Raw genomic sequence first — 23,498 nt, 5'->3', positions numbered from 1 at the left:
GCCTATAAAAGCCGAAGAAAAAACAGGCATGATGGGTGATTTCGAGTCCGAACATGCCTACAGTGAAGAAAAAAGGAGAGAGTAATGCGAAACGATCCGAGACGCGCGGGCGGCCGCGTGCCCGTTAACAAAATCATCCCGTTCAGCTCCGTCGACGGCCCAGGCAACCGTACCGCCGTCTTCGTTCAGGGCTGCAATTTCAACTGCCACTACTGCCACAACCCGGAGACCCGCGCCGTCTGCATCAGCTGCGGCGACTGTATCGCGACCTGCCCGGCCGGGGCCCTCACGCGCTCAGCCGAAGGCCTCGTCCTCTTCGATCCGACGAAGTGCGTCGGCTGCGACACCTGTATCCATACCTGCACCCATGACGCGAGCCCGCGTATCCGCTACATGAACGCGGAAGAGGTGTACGCCGAGGTGCGGAGAAACGTCCCGTTCATCCGCGGCATCACCGTTTCCGGCGGCGAATGCACCTTCTACCCGGCATTCCTCCACGACCTCGCGATCCTCGCGAAGAAGGATGGCCTCGGCTTCCTCCTCGACTCGAACGGCAGCTATGACTTCGAAGCCGACCCTGCGGAGCTCCTGTCCGTGATCGACGGCGTCATGCTCGACATCAAGGCCTACGACGCCGCAGACCACCGGGCAGTGACCGACGTGGACAACACCCTCGTGCTCAAGAACATGCGCTTCCTCGCCGACCGCGGCCAGCTCTACGAAGTCCGGACCGTCATCGTCCCGGAGCTTTTCGACACCGAAAAGACCATCGTCGACACCGCCCGCGCGCTGCAGCCATACCTGTCACGGCAGAAGCATTGGCCGGCAAACGAGGGGACGAGCATACGCTACAAGATCATCAAGTACCGCCCGTTCGGCGTCCGCGAAGCGTACCGCAGCTTCACCCCGCCGACCGACGCCTGGCTCGAGCACCTCGCCGACCTCGCACGCGCAGAAGGCATGACCGACATCGTCATCATCTGACACTGCTTCAGTACAATCGGATAACCCGGAGGACTGCCATCAGCAGCCATACGTAGAGACCGTGTGAAATCAAGCCGGGTTCCCTTAGCAGCACTTCAACAAACCAGTGTAAAACGCGCGCGATTTATGATATTCTAAAGAGTATCAACAGAGTGAAAGTACCGTCTCTGTCCTGGCTTTTCCGACAGAACGGCCGTGTCAACCAGCAGTAAACGGTGGGCGTTTCGCCATGGACACACTGCTCGAAATACATTAAAGAAGGGACACAATGCAATGAAAAGCAACATGGATGCAAGCACTGTCGTCATCGAGATGAAGGACATCGTGAAGAAGTTCGGAAACTTCACTGCGAACGACCACATCAACCTGACCGTGCACAAGGGCGAGGTTCACGCGATCCTCGGTGAGAATGGTGCCGGCAAGTCGACGCTCATGAACGTACTGTACGGTATGTACCGACCGACCTCCGGACAGATCTTCATCAACGGAAAGGAAGTTTCCATCGATAACCCGGAGAAGGCCATCGAGCTCGGCATCGGCATGGTGCACCAGCACTTCATGCTCGTGCAGCCGTTTACCGTCACCGAGAACATCGTGCTCGGCGCAGAGCCGAGAAAGGGACTGACCGTGGACTTAAAGACCGCGCGTCAGAGGATCGTAGAGCTCAGTGAGAAGTACGGCCTCATGGTCGACCCGGATGCGAAGGTCGAGGATATCTCGGTCGGCATGCAGCAGCGTGTCGAGATCCTGAAGGTCCTCTATCGTGGTGCAGATCTCCTCATCTTCGATGAGCCGACCGCGTCACTGACCCCGCAGGAAATCAACGAGCTTATGGACATCATCCATAACCTCACCGCCGCCGGCAAATCGATCATCCTCATCACCCATAAGCTGAAGGAGATCAAGGAGTCGTCCGACAACTGTACGATCATCCGTCGTGGTAAGTACATCGACACGGTCAGCGTCGCCGATGTCAGCGAGGATGACCTCGCGGCGATGATGGTCGGTCGTCAGGTCACCAACAAGGTCGACAAGAAGGAGATGGAGCGCGGTCGCGTCGTCGTGGAGGTCAAGGATCTGCACGCGAAGGACTACCGTGGCGTCGAGGTCCTGAAGGGCCTCAATCTCGAGGTGCATGCCGGTGAGATCCTCGGACTCGCAGGTATCGACGGCAACGGCCAGTCACAGCTCGTCGAGATCCTCACCGGTCTCGGGAAGGCGACGAGCGGTCAGGTCCTCATGAACGGCAAGGATGTCACGAATGAGACGCCGAAGATGCTCTTCGACGAGGGCATTTCCTCGATTCCGGAGGACCGTCAGAAGCATGGTCTCGTGCTTGATTTCAGTGTCGCCGAGAACCTCGTGCTCCAGAACTTCGCTGTGGCACCGTACGCGAAGAACGGCATCCTGCAGAAGAAGGTGATCCGTGATCACGCGACCGACATGATCCGTGATTTCGATATCCGCCCGGTGGGCTGTGAGGAGCGTCTCGCAGGTCAGCTCTCCGGTGGTAACCAGCAGAAGGTAATCATCGCCCGTGAGGTGACGAATGATAAGGACTTCCTTATCGCCTTCAACCCGACCCGAGGTCTCGATGTCGGCGCGATCGAGTTCGTCCACAAGTACCTCGTGGCGCAGCGCAACAAGGGCCGCGCGATCCTGCTCGTTTCCTTCGAGCTCGATGAGATCATGAACCTGTCCGACCGCATCGACGTTATCTTCGACGGTCAGATCGACGGTGAGATGATGGGCGCAGAGGCGGATGAGTACAAGCTGGGTCTGATGATGGCAGGAGGTAAGGCAGAATGAAAAAGAAAATATTAGACAGCTCCCTGCTGTACACCCTGATCGCGATCGTGATCGGTTTCATCGTGGGGGCGATCCTCCTCGCGGCGATCGGTGTCAATCCGGGCGAGGCCTACACGAAGCTCTTCAATGGTGTCTTCAGTAAGCCGAAGTTTTTCACCTACAGTATCGTTTATGCAGCACCGCTGATTTTTACCGGACTTTCGGTGGCGTTCTCCTTCCGTACCGGTGTCTTCAACATCGGTGCCGAGGGTCAGTATGTGGTCGGCTCCCTGGCCGCCGCGGTGATCGGTATCCTCTGTCCGCTGCCGCCGGTGATCCACGCGATCGTATGTCTCCTGGCAGCGGCCCTCGCCGGTGCGCTCTGGGGTGCCATCGTCGGTGTGCTGAAGGTAAAGAAGGGCATTAACGAGGTCCTTTCCTATATCATGTTTAACTGGATCGCGTTCTATCTCTCGAACTTCGTCGTGAACCTGAAGACGATTCATACGGATCAGGGCGCGGAGGCGTCGAAGAACATCCTCGCGAGTGCGTCGATCAAGATGCCGACGGCGGTGGCGAAGCTTACCGGCTGCTCCGACGTCCACTGGGGCATCGTGATGGCCATCGTCGCCGCGATCATCCTCTGGTTCGTCATGACGAAGACCACCTTCGGCTATCAGCTGCGTGCCGTCGGTTTCTCGAGAACGGCCGCAGAGTATGCCGGCATCAGCTCGAACCGCGTATTCCTCGCATCGATGTCGCTCTCCGGTCTCCTGTCGGGTCTCGGTGGAGCGGTACAGCTCCTCGGCATGAGCCAGCGTATCCCGCAGTTTGCAGCCCAGGAATCCTACGGCTTCCAGGGTATCACCGTCGCCCTCATCGGTGCCACGAATCCGATCGGCTGTATCTTCGCCGGCTGGTTCTACGGTGCGATGAAGTACGGTGGAAACAAGCTGACCGTAATTCAGGTGCCGAATGAGGTCGTCAACATCATCATGGGTACCGTTATTATCTTCATCGCGATCGCACCGGTATTTAAGTCGATCCTCACGAAGATGACCAGTAAGAAGGAGGCGGCGAAGTAATGCTTACGAATTTAGGACTTTTAATCAATGCGATGCTGATCTCGACGCCACCACTGCTGCTCGCAGCCTTAGGCTCCTGCTTCAGTGAGCGCTCTGGCGTCGTAAACATCGGCATCGAGGGTATGATGACCCTCGGCGCGTTCGTGGGGGCGGCGGTTGCGTACTTCACGGGCAACGGCTGGATCGGTTTCTTTGCAGGTGGTCTCGCGGGTGCTGTGCTCGGCATCATCCACGCGGTGGTCTGTGTGAGTCTGCATGCGGACCAGACGATCGCCGGAACTGCGATCAACTTCATCGGACCGGGCTTCGCGATCTTCCTCTGCAAGGCGATTTTCGAGAACTCCTCGGATTCACCGGCGCTCGATATGATGGCGAAGCTGCCGAAGATGTTTACGAACGACAAGGGCGTGTCCATCTTCCCGGCCGGTTCATTTCAGTACAATGTTATCTCCACCTACTCGGTGGCGTACCTCAGCTTCCTGGTGGTGGCGCTCATCTGGTTCGTGTTCTACAAGACCCGTTTCGGTATGCGGCTTCGTGCAGCAGGTGAGCATCCGGAGGCATGTGAGACCCTCGGCATCAATGTCTATGCCGTGCGCTATGTCTGCGTGATCCTGTCCGGCTTCCTGTCCGGTCTCGGTGGTGCCTTCGTCACCCTCGCGACCGTATCGCAGTTCCGTCCTGCGGTCATCGTCGGCCAGGGCTTCATCGCGATCGCAGCCGTCATCTTCGGTAAGTTCTCCCCGGGCGGCGCCTTCGTCGGCTGCCTCCTCTTCGGATTCTGTAACGGTGTCAAGTCACTGCTCGGCGGCTCGAACCTCATCAGCCCGAACCTCCTCAGCATGATCCCGTACATCGTGACCCTGCTGACCCTTATCTTCTTCGTCGGCGCCGGCCACGTACCGTCAGCAAACGGCAAGCCGTTTGTTCGTTCGAAGTAACAGCTTATTTGCAGCCCCCGGTGTATCCGCACCGAGGGCTGTTGTTTTCCGAAATTTCGTAATGGGGTCAGACCTCCTTACGAAATCCTTATGAAAGCCTTAAGGTGACCGTAATGGGGTCTGACCCCATTACGAAATTCTTAAGACAGAGAGAGCCATCCCGCGGCAGGCTTGCCTGTCACGGGATGGCTCTCTGATTTCTGATTTGTGCTGTCTGGTCGGATGCTCGTCGCTTAGTTGTCGCTTGCGTCGGATCCGGACAGGGTGAAGACGAATCTCTTCTTGATGTCCTCGTCGGATGCGAGGTACTCGTCGTAGGTGGTCATCTTATCGATGAGCTTTCCGTCGATGATCTCGAAGATACGGTTCGCGGTGGTCTCTACGACCTGGTGGTCACGGGATGCGAAGATGATGACACCCGGGTAGCTCTTGAGTCCGTCGTTCAGTGCGGAGATGGACTCCATGTCGAGGTGGTCGGTCGGCTCGTCGAGGATGATGACATTGGAACCCGAAATCATCATCTTACTGAGCATGCAGCGTACGCGCTCACCTCCGGAGAGGACGTTGACCTTCTTCAGACCGTCGTCGCCCTTGAAGAGCATACGGCCGAGGTAACCACGGACGAACTGGGTATCCTTATCCGGGCTGTACTGGGTCAGCCACTCGACGATCGTGTCCTCGGATGCGAACTCCTTCGTGTTGTCCTTCGGGAAGTAGGACTGGCTGGTGGTCACGCCCCACTTGTAGTCACCGCTGTCCGGCTCCATCTCGCCGGAGATGATCTGCATGAGGGTAGTCTTCGCAAGCTCGTTCGGGCCGACCAGTGCGATCTTATCGGTACGGTTCACGATGAAGGAGATATCATCGAGCACCTTTACGCCATTGATGGTCTTCGAGAGGTTCTTCACCTCGAGGACATCGTTACCGATCTCACGATTCGGCTTAAATACGATGTACGGATACTGACGAGAGGACGGCTTGATGTTGTCGAGCTCGATCTTCTCGAGCGCACGTTTACGGGAGGTCGCCTGCTTGGATTTGGAAGCATTGGCCGAGAAACGCTGGATGAACTCCTGCAGCTCCTTGATCTTCTCCTCCTTCTTGCGGTTCGCTTCCTTCTGCTGACGCACGATGAGCTGGGAGGACTCGAACCAGAAGTCGTAGTTTCCGGCGAAGAGGGTGATCTTACCGTAGTCGATGTCCGCGATGTTCGTGCAGACCTTGTTCAGGAAGTAACGGTCATGGGATACGACGATGACGGTGTTCTCGAAGTTGATGAGGAACTCCTCGAGCCACTCGATGGAGTTCAGGTCGAGGTGGTTGGTCGGCTCGTCGAGAAGCAGGATGTCCGGGTTACCGAACAGCGCCTTCGCGAGGAGGACCTTGACCTTCTCGGAGCCCTTCAGCTCGTTCATCTGCTTGTAGTGCAGGTCCGTGCCGATCCCTAAGCCGTTCAGCATCGTCTCGGCATCCGCTTCCGCATTCCAGCCGTCCATCGCAGCGAACTCGGCCTCGAGATCTGCGGCACGGAGTCCATCCTCGTCGGTGAAATCCGCCTTTGCATAGATGGCGTCCTTCTCCTTCATGATGTCATACAGGCGCTTGTTGCCCATGATGACGGTATCGATGACGGAGTAATCGTCGTACTTGAACTGATCCTGCTCGAGTACGCTGAGACGCTGGCCCGGGGTCATGGTGATCTCACCGCTGGTCGGCTCGAGCACTCCGCTCAGGATCTTCAGGAAGGTCGACTTACCGGCACCGTTGGCACCGATGATGCCATAACAGTTGCCCTCGGTGAACTTGATATTAACGTCTTCAAACAGTGCCTTCTTACCTACACGGAAGGTAATGTTATTTGCTGCAATCATGTGGCTGCTCCTTTTCTTGAATTCAACAGAACGAACGTAGTGAATCTGGCAGAGCGGTCATAAAGCGGGATCCATGATGCTGGAAACCGAAATCATCGCTCGCGTAAAAAATAAGAGTGGCTCGGGAAGCCGCTCTCAACTGTCATTAACCTCGAGCATTATAGCCGAGAACCCGCATAAAAGCAATAGATTTGAAGAAAACCGGGGGTTGGGATCGTGATGGTGGTATGCCTTCGTCAGTGCAGATTCGGATCATGGCTGATTCGTACATCAGGGAGCTGATTTATTAAATTTTTCTATTATATAATTCACAAAATCTTCACTTGTATTCTGTGGAATATTTCCTATAATCTACATTCGATGTTTCGGAGAGTTTCGAACAGATCGAAGTCACGGAGCATCCGATGGTCGCTGAGCTGCCGGATATTTCCCGCGGGCGTAATCGCGCGGGTGGGAGATGAAGTGCAGGAGCCGGCATTGCCCGACAGGGCGATGTGCAGGAAATCAGCGATACAGAACATTCAGGAGGACTAGAATTATGAAGAAGAATTATGTTGTGATTGCTGCGATGATGCTTGCGATGAGTATGAGTGCCTGCGGTGCCAACTCGACACCAGAGGCGACCACTGCAGCTGCGACGACCGCTGCGGCTACCGAGGCTGCAACAGAAGCGGCTACGGAGGCTGCAAGTGAGGCTGCTACCGAGGCTGCTACCGAGGCTGCGGAGGAGACCACAGCGGCTGCAGAGGCAGAGTCCGGTGAGGCTACCAGCGCAGTTTATACTGTAAAGAACACCACAGGTTCCAAGGTGACCGATCTCTATCTCTATGAGGCAGGCTCTAAGGAGAAGGGTGAGAACCTGGCAGGTGAGGGTCTCGCAGATGGTGAGACCGTAACCATCACCCGAGATGAAGATGCGGACAAGCAGAAGGAGATCAAGTACACCCTCGAGTTCACTACCGAGGATGGCACCACTCAGCATTTCGATACCCTGTCGTATGAGACCGTCGGCATCGATCTGAAGAGCGCAGATGCTGCTTCCGGTGCGACCCCAATCGCATTTACAGAATAAAACTCGAATACAATTCGAATAAAATCGTAAAAATTTCGAAACCGCTACGCATTCACTGCGCAGCGGTTTTTCTGTATACTTATAGTATATGGGCATTTCGCTCTGGAGCGCTGTATGCGCGGCCGGCGACATCCATAGAAGCGCCGCTGTGCCGGCACAGTGAAGCCGGGCACAGCAGAAAGACAGATCAAAACCACCAAGGGGGGCACATATGAAATCATCACATCTGAAGAAAATGACCGCGGCCATACTCTCGAGCGCACTGGTACTTGCGTCGAGTACGCCGGCATGGGCCTTTTACAACACGCCGGAGTCGAAGAAGGGTATCTGCTCCTCGCACGTCGACATGGTCTACGACATCCAGCAGCTCGGCTGTAAGCAGGTGACCTTCCAGTTTAACGCAAGCTTCCTGAAGGATGAGCAGCAGATGCGCGCGTTCGACGCGATGATCGACCGGTTCGACGCGGCCGACCTCACCATCACGATGGGCGTCATGAATGATTTCCAGGCGGGCGACCCGATCTGCCCGACACTGACCCCGACGGCGAACCTCTACCAGTACAACACCCTGACGCCGGAGGGCATCGTGCGCACGCAGCAGGTGGCGGAGCAGCTCGCGAGCCGTTACCGTGACCGTGTTTCGAACTGGGTCATCGGCAACGAAATCAACAACACGGTCTGGAACTACCTCGGCGCGGTCGACACGAACACTTACGTGAAGGCTTACGCGGACGGTTTCCGCATCTTCTATAACGCGATCAAGGCACAGAACCCGGACGCGCGCGTCTTCATCCCGTTCGACTACAACTGGACGCAGCAGGGCGGCACGACCATGCCATCGAAGACCCTGCTCGAGCTCCTGAATACCTACTTAAGCGACACCGACTACGGCATCGCCTGGCACCCGTACCCGGAGGGGCTCCTGAATCCAGACTTCCTGAACGCGTCCCCGCACGCGACCGAGTCGCCGAACAGCCCGATCATCAACATGAAGAACCTGCACGTGCTGACCGACTACATGCAGCAGGGACCAATGCTGAGTCCGAGTGGCGCGGTCCGTCATCTGATTCTGTCCGAAGAGGGCTTTAATTCCGCCTCTGCCGGCGGCGAAGCCGCCCAGGCCGTCGCCATCCAGCAGGCATGGCAGCTCGCGCAGGCGAACCCGTACGTCGAAGCCTTCCTCCTGAGCCGCCTCGTCGACGCCCCGGCCGAACTCGCCCAGGGCTACGCCTTCGGCCTCTATAACTGCGACGGCGTCAGCGAAACCCCGACCACTCGAAAACTCGCCTGGAACACCTACCAGATGTGTCAGTGATGCCTTCGTGGCGAACGTATTCAAAGCAGTGCCGGAAGGCACTGCTTCTTTGTATGATAAAAAATGAGGCCCCGGAGGGCCTCATCTACGCTGCTACAGCAGCCCCTGCCGCACGAGCTTCTCGAACGCCTGCATCTCATCGGTGACCCACTTATCCTTATGGAAGAAGATCTGCCGGTACATCGTCATGTCGAAGTCGTCGACCTTGATCTCACGCAGCTCCCCGCGCGCGATGGAGTCCTGCACGGAAAACGCCGGCAGGAAGGAGATGCCCTGGTTCTCCTTTACGAGACGGATCAGCACCTCCGTGTTTCCGGTCTCGAAGAACGGATGGATCTGCATGCGCTCCGCCGCGAGGTGCTGCTCCAGCGCATAGCGGTAGTTTGCATCCTTCTCCGTGAGGAAGAAGCGGAGATCGACGAGATCCGCGAGATGTACATGCGACACCGAACCGACACGCTTCTCGCTCGGGATCGCCATCTCGGCGCTCGCCACGAAGATGATCGGCTCCGGCTCCTCCAGAATCTTCACCCAGTTCTTATCGTAGACACGACGATCCAGGAAATATACTACATCCACGAGATTATGCTCGAGCATATCTGTGAGCTCCTTCGGGGATCCCGTCTTGATTTCCAGAGAGATCTCAGGATGCTCCTGATAGAAGTAGCGGACGACGTTCGGAATCTTATAGGTCAGCAGTGACTCGAGCGAACCGATGCGCAGCTTATGCTCCTGCATCTTCGAGTTGCCGAGTGCTGTATGGACGTCATCTACGCGCCGGAGGATTTCATTGGCATACTGCAGAAACTCCCGGCCTGGTGGGGTCAGCACGACGCGACGACCGACACGATCGAAGAAACGGGTGTTGAACTCCTGCTCCAGCTGACGGATCTGGATCGTCACGGCCGCCTGCGTGTAGCCGAGGGCCTCTGCCGCCTTTGAAAAGCTCTGCATCTCTACGATTTTTACAAAAGAAGTCAACTGACGAATTTCCATAAAGGGATCCTTTCCTTTAGTTATAGGCCCTGGAGGACCGGCAACAGAAGCACGAACGCTCCGTATGGCTTCTGTTGCCGGTCCTTCGGGGTCCTTTAGCTGAAATGTCTCTGCTTATTATATGTGAACAGAGATGCGGAAACAAGGAAAAATATAAATTATTTTTATGAGTGAAATAAAGACTATCTACGGAATTACGCGCATTTTTGGGGGCTTACATCTTGTTATGCAGTTGGATTAACATTAAAATGATTTATATATAAAGGATAGCAAGGGGAGCTGTCAGAGGTCAGATCGAGCACATGTGTCCGAACTGACTCCTGGCAGTTTTCGTTCGACAGGATGCGCAGTATCGATCTCCTGGAAACAGTGAGGGATACCTGAAATATCATGCATGCTATCTGTTAGGATGTTCAGAATCAAAGGAGACAGTTATGGACGTTTTCGATATGATCGGACCTGTAATGATCGGTCCGTCGAGTTCACATACCGCGGGCGCGTGCCGTCTCGGCCGTGTGGCCAATAAGCTGATGGATGGGCGGACGCCATCCCGCTGTGACATCATCCTGTCCGGTTCCTTTTCACGTACGGGCCGCGGCCACGGTACGGACCGCGCCATCGTGGGCGGAATCATGGGCTTCGAAACGGACGATATCCGCATCCGTGACGCGCTCGACATCGCGAAGAAAGCAGGCATCGAGATCAACTTCATCCACCAGGATATCCCGAATACACATCCGAATACCGCACGCATCACCTACTATCTGCCGGATGGCAGCAGTGGCTTCATACAGGGTGCCAGCGTCGGCGGCGGAAACATTCGCATCGACATCATCAACGGCATGGAGGTGAAGTTCTCGGGTGACAAGGAAACCATCCTCGTCCTGCACCGCGACGTGCCGGGCGTCATCGCGAACGTCACGAACCTCATGCACCGCATGTACAGCGACATCAACATCGGTGCCTTCCAGCTGAGCCGCCGCGAGAAGGGCGGTGAGGCCCTGATGACCATCGAGGCTGACTCCGTCCCGCCGGAGAAGATCACCGCCGACATCCGCCAGACCCCGGATGTGCTGAACTGCCTGCTTATTCACAAGATCTAAAAAGGAGATGCTATGCTGAAATATGATTCCATCGCCGAACTCATCGAGGCGGCGAAGAAGCAGAAGATGAAAATATCCGAGATCGTGCTGGCAGATCAGGCCGCTGCGGCGGAAGCCGATCCGGAGACCCTCTACGCACGGATGGAGCGAAGCTTCGACGTCATGTGCGAGGCAGTGGAGTCCGGCTCTGCGAAGGACCAGGTATCGATGTCCGGTCTCACCGGCGGCGAGGGCTACCACATGTTCGACTACGCGAAGCGTACCGGTGGCGGGCTCTCCGGCAGCTTCATGACCGGCGCGATGGCACGGGCGCTCAGTGTGGCTGGGTGCAATGCTTCCATGGGGCGCATCGTTGCGAGCCCGACAGCTGGCTCCTGCGGGATCCTTCCGGGCTGCCTCGTCTCTCTTTATAAGGAAGGAAGAGCAGAGAAGAGCGACATCGTGATGTCCATGTTTACATCGGGCGCCTTCGGCATGGTCATCGCGAAAAACGCATCGATCGCCGGCGCGACCGGCGGCTGTCAGGCCGAGTGCGGAAGTGCCTCCGGCATGGCCGCTGCAGCGCTCGTCGAGCTTATGGGCGGCAGCCCGGACATGTGCGCGGACGCCCTCGCTATCGCCATCGCGAACCAGCTCGGCCTCGCGTGTGACCCGGTCGCCGGCCTCGTCGAGATCCCATGCATCAAGCGAAACGTCTCCGGGGTCATGATCGCCTTCTCCAGCGCGGACATGGTCCTCGCCGGCATCCGCGCCTATATCCCGGCTGACGAGTGCATCGGCGCGATGCAGTCCGTCGGCGACATGATGAACAGTGCCCTCAAGGAAACCGCCGCCGCCGGCCTCGCCGCCACCCCGACCGGTCGCAAACTGAAAGAAAAGGTCTTTGGAGCGGAGGAGTAATTATCAGATTACTCCGTAGCGACATCCCACCGGGCTGTGCCCGGTGCCCGAAGGGCTATCTCTGGCCAACCACAGGCCAGAGATAGGGCCAGGAGGAGTAATCATCAGTTTATAAAATTTTTAGAATCTGGTTTTCATATTTATGCCCCTGTGTTATACTGTCAGAAATCATGTAAATAATTCTGGAGCGTATATGGGCATTATATCGTGGCCAACAGAATAGAACGATCCGAGGCACACAGGGGGGACTATTTCCTCTCTCGTGTGCCTTTTCTATGGGCCTTAAGAAAATCTTAATGGGGTCTCCCCCTTACGAAATTCTTAAGATGGCCGTAAGCTTCAGAGGGTGTAAATGAAAGGGGATTTTTATGAGTAAAGAAGCTGTAAAAATCGGTGAAGAGGGCATCTATGATGCGAAGAAGCTCGGCACCGGCAAGGTTCTGATTCTCGGCTTCCAGCACATGTTTGCCATGTTCGGCTCGACGGTGCTGGTTCCGCTGCTCACTGGCTTAAGTGTGTCGACGACACTGCTGTTTGCCGGTCTCGGCACACTGCTGTTCCATCTCATCAGTAAGAAGAAGGTTCCGGCATTCCTCGGATCGTCCTTCGCGTTCCTGGCTGGTTATGCAGCCATCGCACCGAACGGTGAGCCGGATCTGCTCCGCTATGCCTGCTTCGGTGTTGCGTGTGCTGGTCTCGTTTACCTCGTGCTGGCGGCGGCTTTCCGTGCCTTCGGTACCTCGAAGGTCATGAAGTACTTCCCGCCGGTTGTCACCGGTCCGATCATCATCGCCATCGGTCTCAACCTTTCGAAGTCCGCAGTTGAGAACTGCTCCAGCAACTGGGGCATCGCACTCGTCGCGATCGTCATCGTCGTCGTCTGCAACATCTGGGGACGTGGCATGGTGAAGATCATCCCGATCCTCCTCGGCGTCATCGGTTCCTACCTCGTAGCCGCTATCGCCGGCTTCATCGATTTCGCACCGGTCGCAGAGGCAGCCTGGTTCGGTCTTCCGATCGAGTACGGACGTACCGTATTCTCACTCTTCACAGATGGAAGTCTCGACTCTTCTCTGCTGATCACCTCCGTAATCACCATCGTGCCGATCGCCTTCGCGACGATGATGGAGCATATCGGTGACATTTCCGCGATCTCCTCGACGGTTGGCAAGAACTTCATCCAGGATCCGGGTCTTCATCGTACACTGACGGGTGATGGCCTTGCAACAACATTGGCCTCCCTCTTCGGTGCACCGGCGAATACGACCTACGGCGAGAACACCGGCGTACTGACGCTGACGAAGGTGTACGATCCGATGGTGATCCGTCTGGCCGCCTGCATTGCCATCCTGCTCAGCTTCTGCCCGAAGTTCTCAGCCCTCATCGAGGTGATGCCGTCTGCAACGGTCGGTGGTATCTCCCTGGTACTCTACGGTATGATTTCTGCCGTCGGTGTGCGTAATGTCGTCGAGACGAAGGTGGATTTCTCCCAGTCACGTAACGTCATCATCGCAGCACTCATCCTCGTACTGGCGATCGGTATCAACTACTCCACCGCTGGTGCGATCGTGATTCCGCTCGGTGCGATCACCATCAACTTCTCCGGTATCGCGACCGGTTCACTCGTCGGGATCCTGCTGAACGCGATCCTCCCTGGTAAGGATTACGAGTTCATCGAGGACGAGCCGAACGACACTGGTGTCAACTTCGAAATCGCGCAGGGCGAGTCCCTCGTATGGCAGCTCGCGAAGAAGGCTGGCCAGCAGAACATGATGGACGACGGCAGCGTGAAGGAAAAGTAATCATCTTAAGGATTTCGTAAGGGGGTCTGACCCCATTAAAAAAGTATAAACAAAAAGAGCCCGTGGAACGCATGCTCCACGGGCTCTTTTATGAGCTGTCTGAACGGTCCTGTGAACCAGGACATCAGCAGCTCGTATACTCATTTCGTTTAAAATCAGATATTTGCGCCACCCATCATGAAATCAACGACACGCTTCATATCCTCCGGCTCTGCCACGATGAGCTCGAGCTCGCTGATGTTGGCCTTCGTGAAAAGATTTGCTGTGAAGAGCATCTGGGAAAGCTTGGACTTCAGATTGATACGATCGCCTTCCTTGGAAACGAGATATACATCACCCTGGCACTTATCGAGCACCTCGAAGAGACCTTCTACATTATTGACATTTACAAGCTTCATAACAAACCTCCTTCGTTTGTATTATCGTTCGTGCTTATCGACACTTCTTGATACAGCATTCATTTATCTGTATCATGCTTCGATGATATAGCACATTGTACAAATATACAAGTAAATTCTTGTGTACATTTACAGCCCGCTTTGTGGCGTTTTTCTTATGTATGTGACAGTACGGATTCACCTTCATGTAAAAATTATGCTATACTGCAGGTGATACAGGCAAAAGTCTGTTTAAAAATTAACAAAAACACAAGGCGCATTCAGCGAGCGGACGAGGAGAAGGAATCATGAAATTAGTCATTGGCAACGATCATGCAGCGATTGAGATGAAGAACGAGATCAAGGAGTACCTCGAGGGGAAGGGCATCGAGGTGATCGATGTCGGCACGAATTCTCCGGAGAGCTTCGATTATCCGATTTCCGGCTACCGTGTCGGAAAGATGGTCGCTTCCGGTGAAGTGGATGGAGGTATCGCCATCTGCGGTACCGGCGTAGGCATCAGCCTCGCATGTAATAAGGTAGAGGGGATCCGCGCGTGCTGCTGCAGCGAGCCTTACTCTGCAGAGATGAGTAAGCGCCATAATAACTCGAATGTCATCTGCTTCGGCGCACGTGTGATCGGTATCGAGACCGCGAAGCAGATCGTAGACGCATGGACCGGCGCAACCTTCGAGGGTGGCCGTCACCAGAGACGTGTTGATGAGATCATGGAGATCGAGGCGACTCAGAAGCTGAAGGTGGCCGACGAGGCATAAAAAAATGGGGGTATGATCCCCCATTTTTTTATTTCAGCAGGTCCTTCACACCGCTTTCCTTCAGTGCGCTGAGGAAGCTCTGCCGGTCGCGGCTTGCGATGAGCTCCTCCGGGAATCCGACTTCCGTAAGGAGCTTTTTCGTCTCCTCGAACTTCCCGATGTGCGGTGCGATGTGTGCGTCGGTCGCGATGGTGATCTGGCAGCCGACCTCCGCGCAGGCCGCGAGGATCTGCCGGCAGCGATCCTTATTGACACCGCCGCTCCACGGGAAGCCGAAGCTGTGTTCGTTCACCTCGAGGCACTTATGCATCGCCTTCGCCGCTTCTGCGAGCGCACGGTAGTCGACATCGAGGCCCGTGCGGCCGACATGGCCGAGGATGAAAACCTTCGGCTTCGACAGCGCCTTGATATACATGTCCGTCAGCGCGACGCGCGACGCATCGCCGATGAAGGACTTGCCATGCACGCTCGCGATGACGTAATCCATCTGGCGGGTCGTGTGTTCGTAGAGCGTGGTCGGCTCCTTATACGTATCGCCGACGATCGACGTCGTATTCGGGATGTCCTCGCCGAAGAGCGCGCCGTCCAGCCCCACGATATCCACCTCGCAGCCCGCGAGCAGCGTCACGCCCATCCAGGTCCGTGGCCAGGTCGCCGGTGCATTCGCGAGGTACTGGTAGTTCTTCGCATTTTCGACATCCGGCCAGAGCATCGCTGAGAAGTGGTCGGTGGAGCCGAGCAGCTCGAGTCCGGTGTCCGCTGCCTCCTTCACATTCTCCGCAATCGTGGAAAATGCGTGCCGACTGTACAGTGTATGGGTATGCGTGTCACATTTGATTTCGTACATAATAAACCTCTCTGAAAACGCCTCGGAATCGCCGGGTCGCGCGGCTCGTGGATGTCGCGGGCGGGTGCCGCAGCACCGCCGTCTGCATTGGCCTCGAAAAAGCGCGCAGAAACACTTCTAAATTGCTTGCAATCATAACACAAGTGCGCTAAATTGCAAATCAGGAAAAAAGAGAGGTGACTATGGGAACATCATTGGTTTCAGATGGAAAGGTGATTCTGCGTAAGGGCGAGGGCCGCACGATCAAGGCGGGCGGTGCCTGGGTTTTCGACAATGAAATCGACCAGTACGCAGGTGACTACGCGAACGGGGATATCGTCCGCGTGGAGGATTTCGACGGCTTCTTCATGGGCTATGGCTTCATCAACCACAACTCGAAGATCCGCGTGCGGATGCTGAGCCGCTGGCGGAAGGAGCCGATCGACGCGGAATTTCTGCGTGATCGCGTGAAGGCAGCATGGGAATACCGAAAGACCGTCATGGGCGAGGATACGGATGCCTGCCGTGTGATTTTCGGCGAGGCGGACTGGCTGCCGGGACTTACGGTCGATAAATATGAGGATGTGCTGGTGGTGGAGTCGCTCGCACTCGGCATGGATCGTCTGAAGCCGATGATTCTCGAGGATCTCGTGGAGATCCTCCGGGAAGACGGCATTCATATCCGCGGCATCTACGAGCGGAGTGACGCGCCGGTTCGAAAGAAGGAAGGCATGGACGTGTATAAGGGCTTCATCGGCCCGGAGTTTGACACGAATGTCGAGATCACGGAGAATGGCGTCAAGTATATGGTCGATGTCGTGAATGGACAGAAGACCGGATTTTTCCTCGATCAGAAGTATAATCGGCGGGCGATGCAGCGGATCTGTAAGGGGAAGCGCGTCCTCGACTGCTTCACGCACATGGGCACCTTCGCGCTGAATGCCGGCATCGCGGGCGCAGCGGAGGTCGAGGGCCTCGATATCTCAGAGCTCGCGATCCAGCAGGCGACGGCGAACGCGAAGCGGAACCATCTCGAGGAGACCGTGCATTTCCGCGTGGCGGATGTGCTCGACGAGCTCCCGAAGCTGAACGCGCGCGGCGAGAAGTATGACGTCGTCATCCTCGACCCGCCGGCCTTTACGAAGTCCCGCGAGGCGACGAAGGCCGCGATCCGCGGCTACCGCGAGATCAACATGCAGGGCCTGAAGCTTGTGAAGGATGGTGGCTACTTCGCCACCTGCAGCTGCAGCCACTTCATGACACCGGAGCTCTTCACGAAGACCATCGCAGAGGCGGCCGGCTCCGTACATCGTCGCCTCCGCCAGATCGAGTACCGCACCCAGGCCTGCGATCACCCGATTCTCTGGTCCGGTGACGAAAACTCCTATTATCTCAAGTTCTATATCTTCCAGGTATGTGACGAGAAGTAAAAAAGAGGTCAGCCCGATGAAAAGGGCTGGCCATTTTTTCTTTCGGAACCGTTCAGCCAGAAGATCCAGAGGGCTGGCTACCTACTTCTTTAGGTGGTCAGAATCAAAGCCGTCGAGTATAGTCGACGAAAACAGTATAAAGTTGTCGAGTATAGTCGACAAAAACTATACGAAACTGTCGACTATACTCGACAACTTTTCTTTTTGATCGATAATCTCGTGAAGCTGTCCCGTTCATTTGAAGAAGCAGAACGCTTTATCATCGTCACCCTAGAGGAAGAAGAGACGATCGAGATCGCACAGACGACGATCGAAGTCATCCCGCTGTATAAATAGCTTGCAATGCGCGACTGCTGATGGAGAAGGAACAAGCCACGTTATGAACAGCTCATCAGTTCTCCGACTTAAAGCATTCGGCGCTCTGGCTGTTCTGAGAATACAAAAAGAGGACATCTACTGTACAGTAGATGTCCTCTTTTTTTCGAGGCGAGAGTCGGATTCGAACCGGCGCTCAGGGTGTTGCAGACCCATGCCTTACCACTTGGCTATCTCGCCATATCTGCGATGCAGTGCATCGTTTTTCGACTTCCCATAGTATAGCGTATTTATAGGAAATAAGCAATCACATATTTTGAAGTTGGAACAGTCCCCTGCCTGTCTGAACTGTTACTTGCAGGTATCCGCTACCGCCTTACCTCTATTTTACGTAAATTTAGCGACAGCATGATAGATGCCATCCCGTCCGATGTGGTTATATATGGGGCGTGCGAACGTTCCGCTGTCGAAACAGAGAATCTCTGCTCTGCAGATTTCATAAGCTGTTCGGCTGTAGCAGGCGGAGCTGCATCTGGCTGGAAAGCCAGTTCCGAAAAAAGAAGGTGCAGTCCAGATGACTGCAAAGGAGGATATAGAGTGGCAGAAATTGCACTTCGAAATGTCTGTAAGCAATTTGATGCAACGCATTATGGCGTAAAGGATTTTAACCTCGACATCCATGATCATGAGTTCGTGGTGTTCGTCGGACCATCCGGATGCGGTAAGTCGACGACGCTTCGTCTCATCGCGGGGCTCGAGGAGATCACGGATGGGGAGCTGTGGATCGATGGAAACCTCTGCAACTACCTGGAGCCGGGTGAGCGGGATATGTCGATGGTCTTCCAGAATTACGCGCTGTACCCGAACATGACGGTGTATGGAAATATCGCGTATGCACTGAAGGTTCGGAAGCTGCCGAAGCAGGAGATCGACCGGAAGGTGCGCGAGGTGGCGGATATCCTGGAGATCGGGCAGCTGCTCGATCGGAAGCCGGTCGCACTCTCCGGCGGACAGAAGCAGCGTGTCGCGATCGGCGCCGCCATCGTACGGCAGCCGAAGGCCTTTCTCATGGATGAGCCGCTCAGTAACCTCGATGCGAAGCTGCGTGGGCAGATGCGCGTCGAGCTCCAGAAGCTGCATAAGCAGCTGAACACGACCATCATCTACGTCACCCATGACCAGACCGAGGCGATGACCCTCGGCACGAAGATCGTCGTGATGAAGGACGGTCTCATCCAGCAGGTAGACACACCACAGCAGATCTACGATAACCCGATCAATAAATTCGTGGCCGGTTTCGTGGGCTCTCCGTCGATGAACTTCATCGAGTGTGATGTTTCAGTCGAGCGGGACCGCACCGCACTCATCTTCGCCGGCACCGGCCCGATCCGAAAGGTCTACCTCACCGGGCAGCATGCACGCCATATCGGAGAAAAGTACGATGGTCGCCGCGTGATTCTCGGCATCCGTCCGGAGGACATCTATGAAGAAGCAGATGCCCTTGAGGGCGGCTTCGCGGAGAACAGCGTCGACGTCGAGGAGACGGTCGTGACGCGTGAGATGCTCGGTTCCGAGGTCATCCTCTATTTCGATGAACAGCAGGCGACCTGTGCCGTTCGTCTGAAGCCGACGAACCAGACGCAGGTGGGAGAGAAGCTCCGGCTCTACTTCGATATGGATCGTGCCCACGTCTTCGACATGGAAACCGAGGAGAATCTTCTCTATAGAAAGGAGTGGTAAGCATGGGAAAAAGAAAGCATGTTCCACTGACCTCGTACCTCTATCTGGTGCCGAGTCTTCTGATCTTTGCCGTCTTTCTCTTTTATCCGTTTTTTAAAACGCTTTATCTCAGCCTCTTCATGACGAACAAGATGGGGAAGGCGAAGCTCTTCGTGGGACTTCAGAATTATACCGATCTTCTGAGATCGGCCTCCTTTCTGAACAGTCTGAAGGTGACGCTCATCTTCGTCGTCATCGTCGTTTTCGGCAGCATGGTTCTCGGTCTCACGGCGGCGGTGCTCTGCAATCGGGCATTCCCGGGGATCCGGGCCTTCAGTACGGCCTACGCCCTTCCGATGGCCATCGCGTCGAGTTCTGCGGCGATGATCTTCAAGATCATGCTGCACCCGGCGGTCGGCATCGTGAACAAGCTTCTCGGCCTCGACATCAACTGGCTGAACGATCCGGCCACGGCACTCTACTGTGTAGCGATCCTCACCGCCTGGCTGAACAGCGGTATCAACTTCCTGTATTTCTCCGCCGGGCTCGGCAACATCGACGAAACCATCTACGAGCGTGCATCAGTCGACGGTGCGAGCGGCGTACAGCAGTTCTTCAGCCTGACGCTGCCGGGACTCTCTCCGATCATGTTTTACACGCTGGTCGTCAACATCATCCAGGCCTTCCAGTCCTTCGGACAGATCAAGCTGCTGACCGAGGGCGGCCCGAGCGAATCGACCAATGTCATCGTTTACTCGATCTACCGCGACGCGTTTTTTAACTACCGCTTCGGCAATGCATCGGCGCAGTCGGTCATCCTGTTTGTCATCATCATGCTGATCACGCTGGTGATGTTCCGTCTCGAGAAGAAGGGAGTAAGTTACTGATGAGTCAAATCGAAAGTATGGTAATTCCGATGGAAGGCAGGATGTCAGCCAGTGAGCTGCTGACACTGAAAAACGAGATGAATGCGCGGGCGCTGGCACGCCGCCGGGCACGGACTGCGCTCAGGCTGGGTGCCAATGTTGTGTTCGCCATCATTGTCCTCCTCCCGCTGCTGTACGCCATCAGTATCGCGCTGATGCCGTCGAACGAGCTCTTCACCACCGAGCTCAATCTCGTTCCGAAGCACCCGACACTCCGGAACTTCTCGGAGGCGCTGACCACGGTGCCGCTCCTCCGCTTCATCGTGAATTCGTTCCTTGTCGCGGGCACGATCACCTTCGGACAGATCATTTCCTGCTCACTCGCGGCCTTCGCCTTCTCGTTCCTCGAGTTCCCGGGCCAGGGCATCCTGTTCGCGCTCGTCATGGCGACCATGATGGTGCCGGGCGAGGCGACGATCATCTCGAACTACCTGACGGTGGCCGGCTGGGGCATGCTCGACAGCTACCCGGTGCTGATCATCCCATACCTGACCTCTGCGATGGGCATCTTCCTGTTTCGACAGTTCTACATGAGCTTCCCGAAGTCACTCTATGAGTCCGCGAAGCTCGACGGCTGCAGCAACCTGTGCTTCATCGTGAAGATCCTGATTCCGCTCACGAAATCCGCGATCGGCGCGATGGCTGTCTACACCTTCATCAATGCCTGGAATATGTACATGTGGCCGCTGCTCGTCACCGGCTCGAACCGCATGCGGACCGTCCAGATCGGTATCAGCATGCTCGACAGCGTCGATTCCCAGTCCATCACCCTGATGATTGCCGGCGTTGTGATGATCATCATCCCGTCGATCTCGATCTTCATCATCGGTCAGAAGCAGCTCATCCGCGGTATGTTCTCGGGTGCGGTGAAGGGATAACAGGCCAATGGTGGGGTCAGACCCCATAAACTTGAAATATCACATTAGAAACGGGACCGTCCCGATTCTATATATCACATTGCGTAATCCCACGATTACGGAGGAGGAAAAATGAAAAAGAGAGCATTATCCTTAGTGCTTGCAACATCCATGACCGCTGCCATGATGGCCGGCTGTGGAAACGGAACACCAGCCGCGACAGATGCGGCACCAGCGACGACGGCGGCCAATGCAGGCGACCAGACCACAGCCGCGGAGACCGCTGCACAGAGTGAGGCGGAAACCACCGAGGCAGCCGCAGCAGCAAGCGTTGATATGGCGGATGCGAAGGACGTAAACGGCACCACCATCACCTTCTGGCACTCCATGGGCGGTGTCAATGGCCAGGCGATCGATACCCTCGTAAAAAAGTTCAACGACGAAAATGAGTACGGCATCACGGTAGACGCACAGTACCAGGGCTCCTATGACGACTCCCTCAACAAGCTGAAGAGCGCACAGATGGGCAACATGGGCGCAGACCTCGTACAGGTGTATGAGATCGGTACCCGCTTCATGATCGAGTCCGGCTGGATCGTCCCGATGCAGGGCATGGTCGACGCTGATCAGTATGACGTATCCGCGATCGAGCCGAACCTTGCGGCATACTACACCATCGACAACCAGCTCTACTCCATGCCGTTCAACTCCTCGACCCCGATCATGTACTACAACAAGGATATGTTCGAGAAGGCCGGCATCACGGAGATCCCGGACAGCCTCGAGGCGATCGACCAGATCGGTGAGCAGCTGACTACGAAGGGCGGCGCAGCGGAAGCGATGTCTCTCGGCATCTACGGCTGGTTCTTCGAGCAGTTCATCGGCAAGCAGGGGCTCGCGTATGCAGACAACGGCAACGGCCGTGACGCAGCAGCGACCGCCGTTGCTTTCGATCAGAACGGCGCGGCGAAGAACATCCTCACCGAGTGGCAGAAGCTGAACAAGGATGGCTATGCACCGATCGTCGGCAAGGGCGGCGATTCCGGACTCGCCGATTTCTCTGCCGGCAAGTCCGCCATCACCCTCGGCTCCACGGCCTCGCTGAAGCAGATCCTTCAGGATGTCAACGGCAAGTTCGAGGTAGGTACGGCATACTTCCCGAAGATCAAGTCCAGCGATGAGGGCGGTGTCTCCATCGGTGGTGCATCCCTCTGGGCACTCAACAACAACGACCCGAAGAAGCTTCGTGCGACCTGGGAGTTCGTCAAGTTCCTGATCTCTCCAGAGTCGCAGGCGTACTGGAACGAGCAGACCGGCTACTTCCCGGTGACCACGAAGGCACAGGACGAGCAGGTCTTCAAGGACAACATCGCGAAGTATCCGCAGTTTGAAACCGCGATCGACCAGCTCCACGATTCTTCACCGAAGTACTGCGGCGCACTCTTAAGCGTCTTCCCGGAGGCACGTGCAACCGTTGAGTCCGAGATCGAGGCGATGCTGAACGGCAAGGAGGATGTGGACACTGCAGTCAAGAACATGGCCGATAAGATCAACAAGTCCATCACCGAGTACAATCTCGTGAACGGTTAATAAGAGGCAGAACATGAGTAAGACAGAAGTTTTTGCACACAGAGGCGCGAGCGGTTATGCACCGGAGAACACACTCGAAGCATTTCTGCTCGCCATCGAACAGGGCGCGGATGGCATCGAGCTGGACGTACAGCTGTCGAAGGACGGCGTTCCGGTGGTCATCCATGATGAAACGGTGGATCGTGTCACCGGGCAGAGTGGCTTCGTCAAGGACTTCACCCTTCAGGAGTTGAAGGAGATGGTGGTCCTCCGGGAGCGCTTCGCGAAGTATCGGGACGCGTGCATACCGACCTTGCGAGAGGTGCTCGACGCGGTCAGACCATCGGGTATAGCAGTCAACATTGAACTGAAAACAGGGATTTACTGGTACCCGGAGATCGAGAAAAAGGTGGCGGCCATCGTGGAGGAGACCGGGATGAAGGATCGTGTGATCTATTCGTCCTTCAATCACTACAGCGTGCAGAAGCTGAAGTCCATTGTGCCGGACGCCGAAACCGCGTATCTCTTCAGTGATGTCATCCTGCGTGTGGACGACTATGCAGCGAAGAGCGGGGTGGATGGACTCCACCCGGCCGTATATCACGTGAAGATGGCGGAGTTCCTCTCGGAGTACCTCGCGAGCGGCCTTAAGACCCGTGTCTGGACGGTCAACGAGCGCGCCGACATGAAGATGCTCATCGACGCCGGCGTCACCGCGGTGATCACGAATTACCCGGACATCGCCATCGCTGTACGCGACAGGTGATTTACTTAATGGGGTCTGACCCCAATGTCGTCAACCCAACGTCAACTTAAGATTAGTTACCAGAAGGATGATATCACAAA

General features: G+C 55.9%; 21 protein-coding genes and 1 tRNA gene. 17 read left to right on the top strand and 5 right to left on the bottom strand.

Going from position 1 to position 23,498, the window contains the following annotated elements; all coding sequences use genetic code 11:
• Nucleotides 1–84 precede the first annotated feature (84 nt).
• From ACK8P7_RS09835 to ACK8P7_RS09820, 4 genes are all read left to right on the top strand, one after another.
• The gene (locus ACK8P7_RS09835) at nt 85–984 is read left to right on the top strand and encodes a YjjW family glycine radical enzyme activase (protein WP_410044037.1); all 900 of its coding nucleotides are present in this window, start codon (nt 85–87) and stop codon (nt 982–984) included.
• 285 nt (nt 985–1,269) lie between these two features.
• On the top strand, nt 1,270–2,793 hold the full coding sequence (locus tag ACK8P7_RS09830) for an ABC transporter ATP-binding protein (protein ID WP_410044036.1): 1,524 nt from the start codon (nt 1,270–1,272) through the stop codon (nt 2,791–2,793).
• Nucleotides 2,790–3,857, top strand: coding sequence for an ABC transporter permease (locus ACK8P7_RS09825; RefSeq protein WP_410044035.1), 1,068 nt, complete (start codon nt 2,790–2,792; stop codon nt 3,855–3,857). The genes ACK8P7_RS09830 and ACK8P7_RS09825 overlap by 4 nt, the downstream gene beginning before the upstream one ends.
• Entirely contained in the window at nt 3,857–4,798 is a 942-nt protein-coding gene (locus ACK8P7_RS09820) for an ABC transporter permease (protein WP_410044034.1), read from the top strand. The genes ACK8P7_RS09825 and ACK8P7_RS09820 overlap by 1 nt, the downstream gene beginning before the upstream one ends.
• Nucleotides 4,799–5,031: 233 nt before the next feature.
• Here ACK8P7_RS09820 and ACK8P7_RS09815 read toward each other — a convergent pair whose 3' ends face one another.
• The gene (locus ACK8P7_RS09815; protein ID WP_410044033.1) at nt 5,032–6,669 is read right to left on the bottom strand and encodes an ABC-F family ATP-binding cassette domain-containing protein; all 1,638 of its coding nucleotides are present in this window, start codon (nt 6,667–6,669) and stop codon (nt 5,032–5,034) included.
• A 538-nt stretch (nt 6,670–7,207) separates the two neighbouring features.
• Here ACK8P7_RS09815 and ACK8P7_RS09810 point away from each other — a divergent pair.
• Entirely contained in the window at nt 7,208–7,741 is a 534-nt protein-coding gene (locus ACK8P7_RS09810) for a hypothetical protein (RefSeq protein WP_410044032.1), read from the top strand.
• Nucleotides 7,742–7,952: 211 nt separating this feature from the next.
• Entirely contained in the window at nt 7,953–9,056 is a 1,104-nt protein-coding gene (locus tag ACK8P7_RS09805; RefSeq protein WP_410044031.1) for a DUF5722 domain-containing protein, read from the top strand.
• 93 nt (nt 9,057–9,149) lie between these two features.
• Here the strand turns inward: ACK8P7_RS09805 and ACK8P7_RS09800 are convergent, their stop codons facing one another.
• Nucleotides 9,150–10,052, bottom strand: coding sequence for a LysR family transcriptional regulator (locus ACK8P7_RS09800; protein WP_410044030.1), 903 nt, complete (start codon nt 10,050–10,052; stop codon nt 9,150–9,152).
• Between the two features lie 434 nt (nt 10,053–10,486).
• Here ACK8P7_RS09800 and sdaAB point away from each other — a divergent pair, with 434 nt between their 5' ends.
• The 3 genes from sdaAB to ACK8P7_RS09785 all read left to right on the top strand — a co-directional run bounded on the left by sdaAB (nt 10,487) and on the right by ACK8P7_RS09785 (nt 13,857).
• Nucleotides 10,487–11,155: an L-serine ammonia-lyase, iron-sulfur-dependent subunit beta gene (gene sdaAB, locus ACK8P7_RS09795; protein WP_410044029.1), complete on the top strand. Its 669-nt coding sequence runs from the start codon at nt 10,487–10,489 to the stop codon at nt 11,153–11,155.
• A gap of 12 nt (nt 11,156–11,167) precedes the next feature.
• A complete protein-coding gene (sdaAA, locus tag ACK8P7_RS09790) occupies nt 11,168–12,055 on the top strand; it encodes an L-serine ammonia-lyase, iron-sulfur-dependent, subunit alpha (protein WP_410044028.1) in 888 nt (295 codons plus the stop codon).
• A 368-nt stretch (nt 12,056–12,423) separates the two neighbouring features.
• Complete coding sequence (locus ACK8P7_RS09785; protein ID WP_410044027.1) at nt 12,424–13,857, top strand: uracil-xanthine permease family protein; 1,434 nt, start codon at nt 12,424–12,426, stop codon at nt 13,855–13,857.
• A 155-nt stretch (nt 13,858–14,012) separates the two neighbouring features.
• Here ACK8P7_RS09785 and ACK8P7_RS09780 read toward each other — a convergent pair whose 3' ends face one another.
• Nucleotides 14,013–14,255, bottom strand: coding sequence for a polya polymerase (locus tag ACK8P7_RS09780; protein ID WP_410044026.1), 243 nt, complete (start codon nt 14,253–14,255; stop codon nt 14,013–14,015).
• A 287-nt stretch (nt 14,256–14,542) separates the two neighbouring features.
• Here ACK8P7_RS09780 and rpiB point away from each other — a divergent pair, with 287 nt between their 5' ends.
• On the top strand, nt 14,543–15,010 hold the full coding sequence (gene rpiB / locus ACK8P7_RS09775; RefSeq protein ID WP_410044025.1) for a ribose 5-phosphate isomerase B: 468 nt from the start codon (nt 14,543–14,545) through the stop codon (nt 15,008–15,010).
• A gap of 28 nt (nt 15,011–15,038) precedes the next feature.
• Here the strand turns inward: rpiB and ACK8P7_RS09770 are convergent, their stop codons facing one another.
• A complete protein-coding gene (locus tag ACK8P7_RS09770; RefSeq protein ID WP_410044024.1) occupies nt 15,039–15,857 on the bottom strand; it encodes a PHP domain-containing protein in 819 nt (272 codons plus the stop codon).
• A 182-nt stretch (nt 15,858–16,039) separates the two neighbouring features.
• Between ACK8P7_RS09770 and ACK8P7_RS09765 the strand changes: the two genes are divergently transcribed.
• Together ACK8P7_RS09765 and ACK8P7_RS09760 are read left to right on the top strand one after the other, a co-directional pair.
• Nucleotides 16,040–17,266 (top strand): class I SAM-dependent rRNA methyltransferase, encoded by a 1,227-nt coding sequence (locus tag ACK8P7_RS09765; protein WP_410044023.1) that lies wholly within the window; start codon nt 16,040–16,042, stop codon nt 17,264–17,266.
• A 204-nt stretch (nt 17,267–17,470) separates the two neighbouring features.
• The gene (locus tag ACK8P7_RS09760) at nt 17,471–17,602 is read left to right on the top strand and encodes a hypothetical protein (protein WP_410044022.1); all 132 of its coding nucleotides are present in this window, start codon (nt 17,471–17,473) and stop codon (nt 17,600–17,602) included.
• Nucleotides 17,603–17,750: 148 nt separating this feature from the next.
• On the opposite strand, the gene ACK8P7_RS09755 is transcribed toward ACK8P7_RS09760, so the two are convergent.
• Nucleotides 17,751–17,821 (bottom strand) — tRNA-Cys (locus ACK8P7_RS09755).
• A 357-nt stretch (nt 17,822–18,178) separates the two neighbouring features.
• On the opposite strand from ACK8P7_RS09755, the gene ACK8P7_RS09750 reads away from it, so the two are divergent.
• The 5 genes from ACK8P7_RS09750 (at nt 18,179) to ACK8P7_RS09730 (ending at nt 23,418) form a co-directional block, all read left to right on the top strand.
• The gene (locus ACK8P7_RS09750) at nt 18,179–19,321 is read left to right on the top strand and encodes an ABC transporter ATP-binding protein (protein WP_410044021.1); all 1,143 of its coding nucleotides are present in this window, start codon (nt 18,179–18,181) and stop codon (nt 19,319–19,321) included.
• 2 nt (nt 19,322–19,323) lie between these two features.
• Nucleotides 19,324–20,187, top strand: coding sequence for a carbohydrate ABC transporter permease (locus ACK8P7_RS09745; RefSeq protein ID WP_410044020.1), 864 nt, complete (start codon nt 19,324–19,326; stop codon nt 20,185–20,187).
• The gene (locus ACK8P7_RS09740; protein ID WP_410044019.1) at nt 20,187–21,104 is read left to right on the top strand and encodes a carbohydrate ABC transporter permease; all 918 of its coding nucleotides are present in this window, start codon (nt 20,187–20,189) and stop codon (nt 21,102–21,104) included. Before ACK8P7_RS09745 ends, ACK8P7_RS09740 begins: the two co-directional genes overlap by 1 nt.
• A 111-nt stretch (nt 21,105–21,215) precedes the next feature.
• Nucleotides 21,216–22,673 (top strand): ABC transporter substrate-binding protein, encoded by a 1,458-nt coding sequence (locus tag ACK8P7_RS09735; RefSeq protein WP_410044018.1) that lies wholly within the window; start codon nt 21,216–21,218, stop codon nt 22,671–22,673.
• A gap of 13 nt (nt 22,674–22,686) precedes the next feature.
• Nucleotides 22,687–23,418, top strand: a complete 732-nt coding sequence (locus ACK8P7_RS09730) for a glycerophosphodiester phosphodiesterase (RefSeq protein WP_410044017.1) — start codon at nt 22,687–22,689, stop codon at nt 23,416–23,418.
• Nucleotides 23,419–23,498 lie beyond the last annotated feature (80 nt).

It is taken from the genome of Oribacterium sp. P9 (genome assembly GCF_046365365.1).
Lineage (GTDB): Bacteria > Bacillota > Clostridia > Lachnospirales > Lachnospiraceae > Oribacterium.
This window is presented reverse-complemented; position numbering and strand designations above follow the sequence as displayed.

What these genes read in the sequence shown, in the direction of transcription:
- ACK8P7_RS09825 (WP_410044035.1), top strand. Translation starts at nt 2,790, where the DNA reads ATGAAAAAGAAAATATTAGACAGCTCCCTGCTGTACACCCTGATCGCG.
- sdaAB (WP_410044029.1), top strand. Translation starts at nt 10,487, where the DNA reads ATGGACGTTTTCGATATGATCGGACCTGTAATGATCGGTCCGTCGAGT.
- rpiB (WP_410044025.1), top strand. Translation starts at nt 14,543, where the DNA reads ATGAAATTAGTCATTGGCAACGATCATGCAGCGATTGAGATGAAGAAC.
- ACK8P7_RS09815 (WP_410044033.1), bottom strand. Translation starts at nt 6,669, where the DNA reads ATGATTGCAGCAAATAACATTACCTTCCGTGTAGGTAAGAAGGCACTG.
- ACK8P7_RS09735 (WP_410044018.1), top strand. Translation starts at nt 21,216, where the DNA reads ATGAAAAAGAGAGCATTATCCTTAGTGCTTGCAACATCCATGACCGCT.
- ACK8P7_RS09835 (WP_410044037.1), top strand. Translation starts at nt 85, where the DNA reads ATGCGAAACGATCCGAGACGCGCGGGCGGCCGCGTGCCCGTTAACAAA.
- ACK8P7_RS09810 (WP_410044032.1), top strand. Translation starts at nt 7,208, where the DNA reads ATGAAGAAGAATTATGTTGTGATTGCTGCGATGATGCTTGCGATGAGT.
- ACK8P7_RS09820 (WP_410044034.1), top strand. Translation starts at nt 3,857, where the DNA reads ATGCTTACGAATTTAGGACTTTTAATCAATGCGATGCTGATCTCGACG.
- ACK8P7_RS09805 (WP_410044031.1), top strand. Translation starts at nt 7,953, where the DNA reads ATGAAATCATCACATCTGAAGAAAATGACCGCGGCCATACTCTCGAGC.
- ACK8P7_RS09830 (WP_410044036.1), top strand. Translation starts at nt 1,270, where the DNA reads ATGGATGCAAGCACTGTCGTCATCGAGATGAAGGACATCGTGAAGAAG.
- ACK8P7_RS09765 (WP_410044023.1), top strand. Translation starts at nt 16,040, where the DNA reads ATGGGAACATCATTGGTTTCAGATGGAAAGGTGATTCTGCGTAAGGGC.
- ACK8P7_RS09745 (WP_410044020.1), top strand. Translation starts at nt 19,324, where the DNA reads ATGGGAAAAAGAAAGCATGTTCCACTGACCTCGTACCTCTATCTGGTG.
- ACK8P7_RS09800 (WP_410044030.1), bottom strand. Translation starts at nt 10,052, where the DNA reads ATGGAAATTCGTCAGTTGACTTCTTTTGTAAAAATCGTAGAGATGCAG.
- ACK8P7_RS09770 (WP_410044024.1), bottom strand. Translation starts at nt 15,857, where the DNA reads ATGTACGAAATCAAATGTGACACGCATACCCATACACTGTACAGTCGG.
- ACK8P7_RS09785 (WP_410044027.1), top strand. Translation starts at nt 12,424, where the DNA reads ATGAGTAAAGAAGCTGTAAAAATCGGTGAAGAGGGCATCTATGATGCG.
- ACK8P7_RS09740 (WP_410044019.1), top strand. Translation starts at nt 20,187, where the DNA reads ATGAGTCAAATCGAAAGTATGGTAATTCCGATGGAAGGCAGGATGTCA.
- ACK8P7_RS09730 (WP_410044017.1), top strand. Translation starts at nt 22,687, where the DNA reads ATGAGTAAGACAGAAGTTTTTGCACACAGAGGCGCGAGCGGTTATGCA.
- sdaAA (WP_410044028.1), top strand. Translation starts at nt 11,168, where the DNA reads ATGCTGAAATATGATTCCATCGCCGAACTCATCGAGGCGGCGAAGAAG.
- ACK8P7_RS09780 (WP_410044026.1), bottom strand. Translation starts at nt 14,255, where the DNA reads ATGAAGCTTGTAAATGTCAATAATGTAGAAGGTCTCTTCGAGGTGCTC.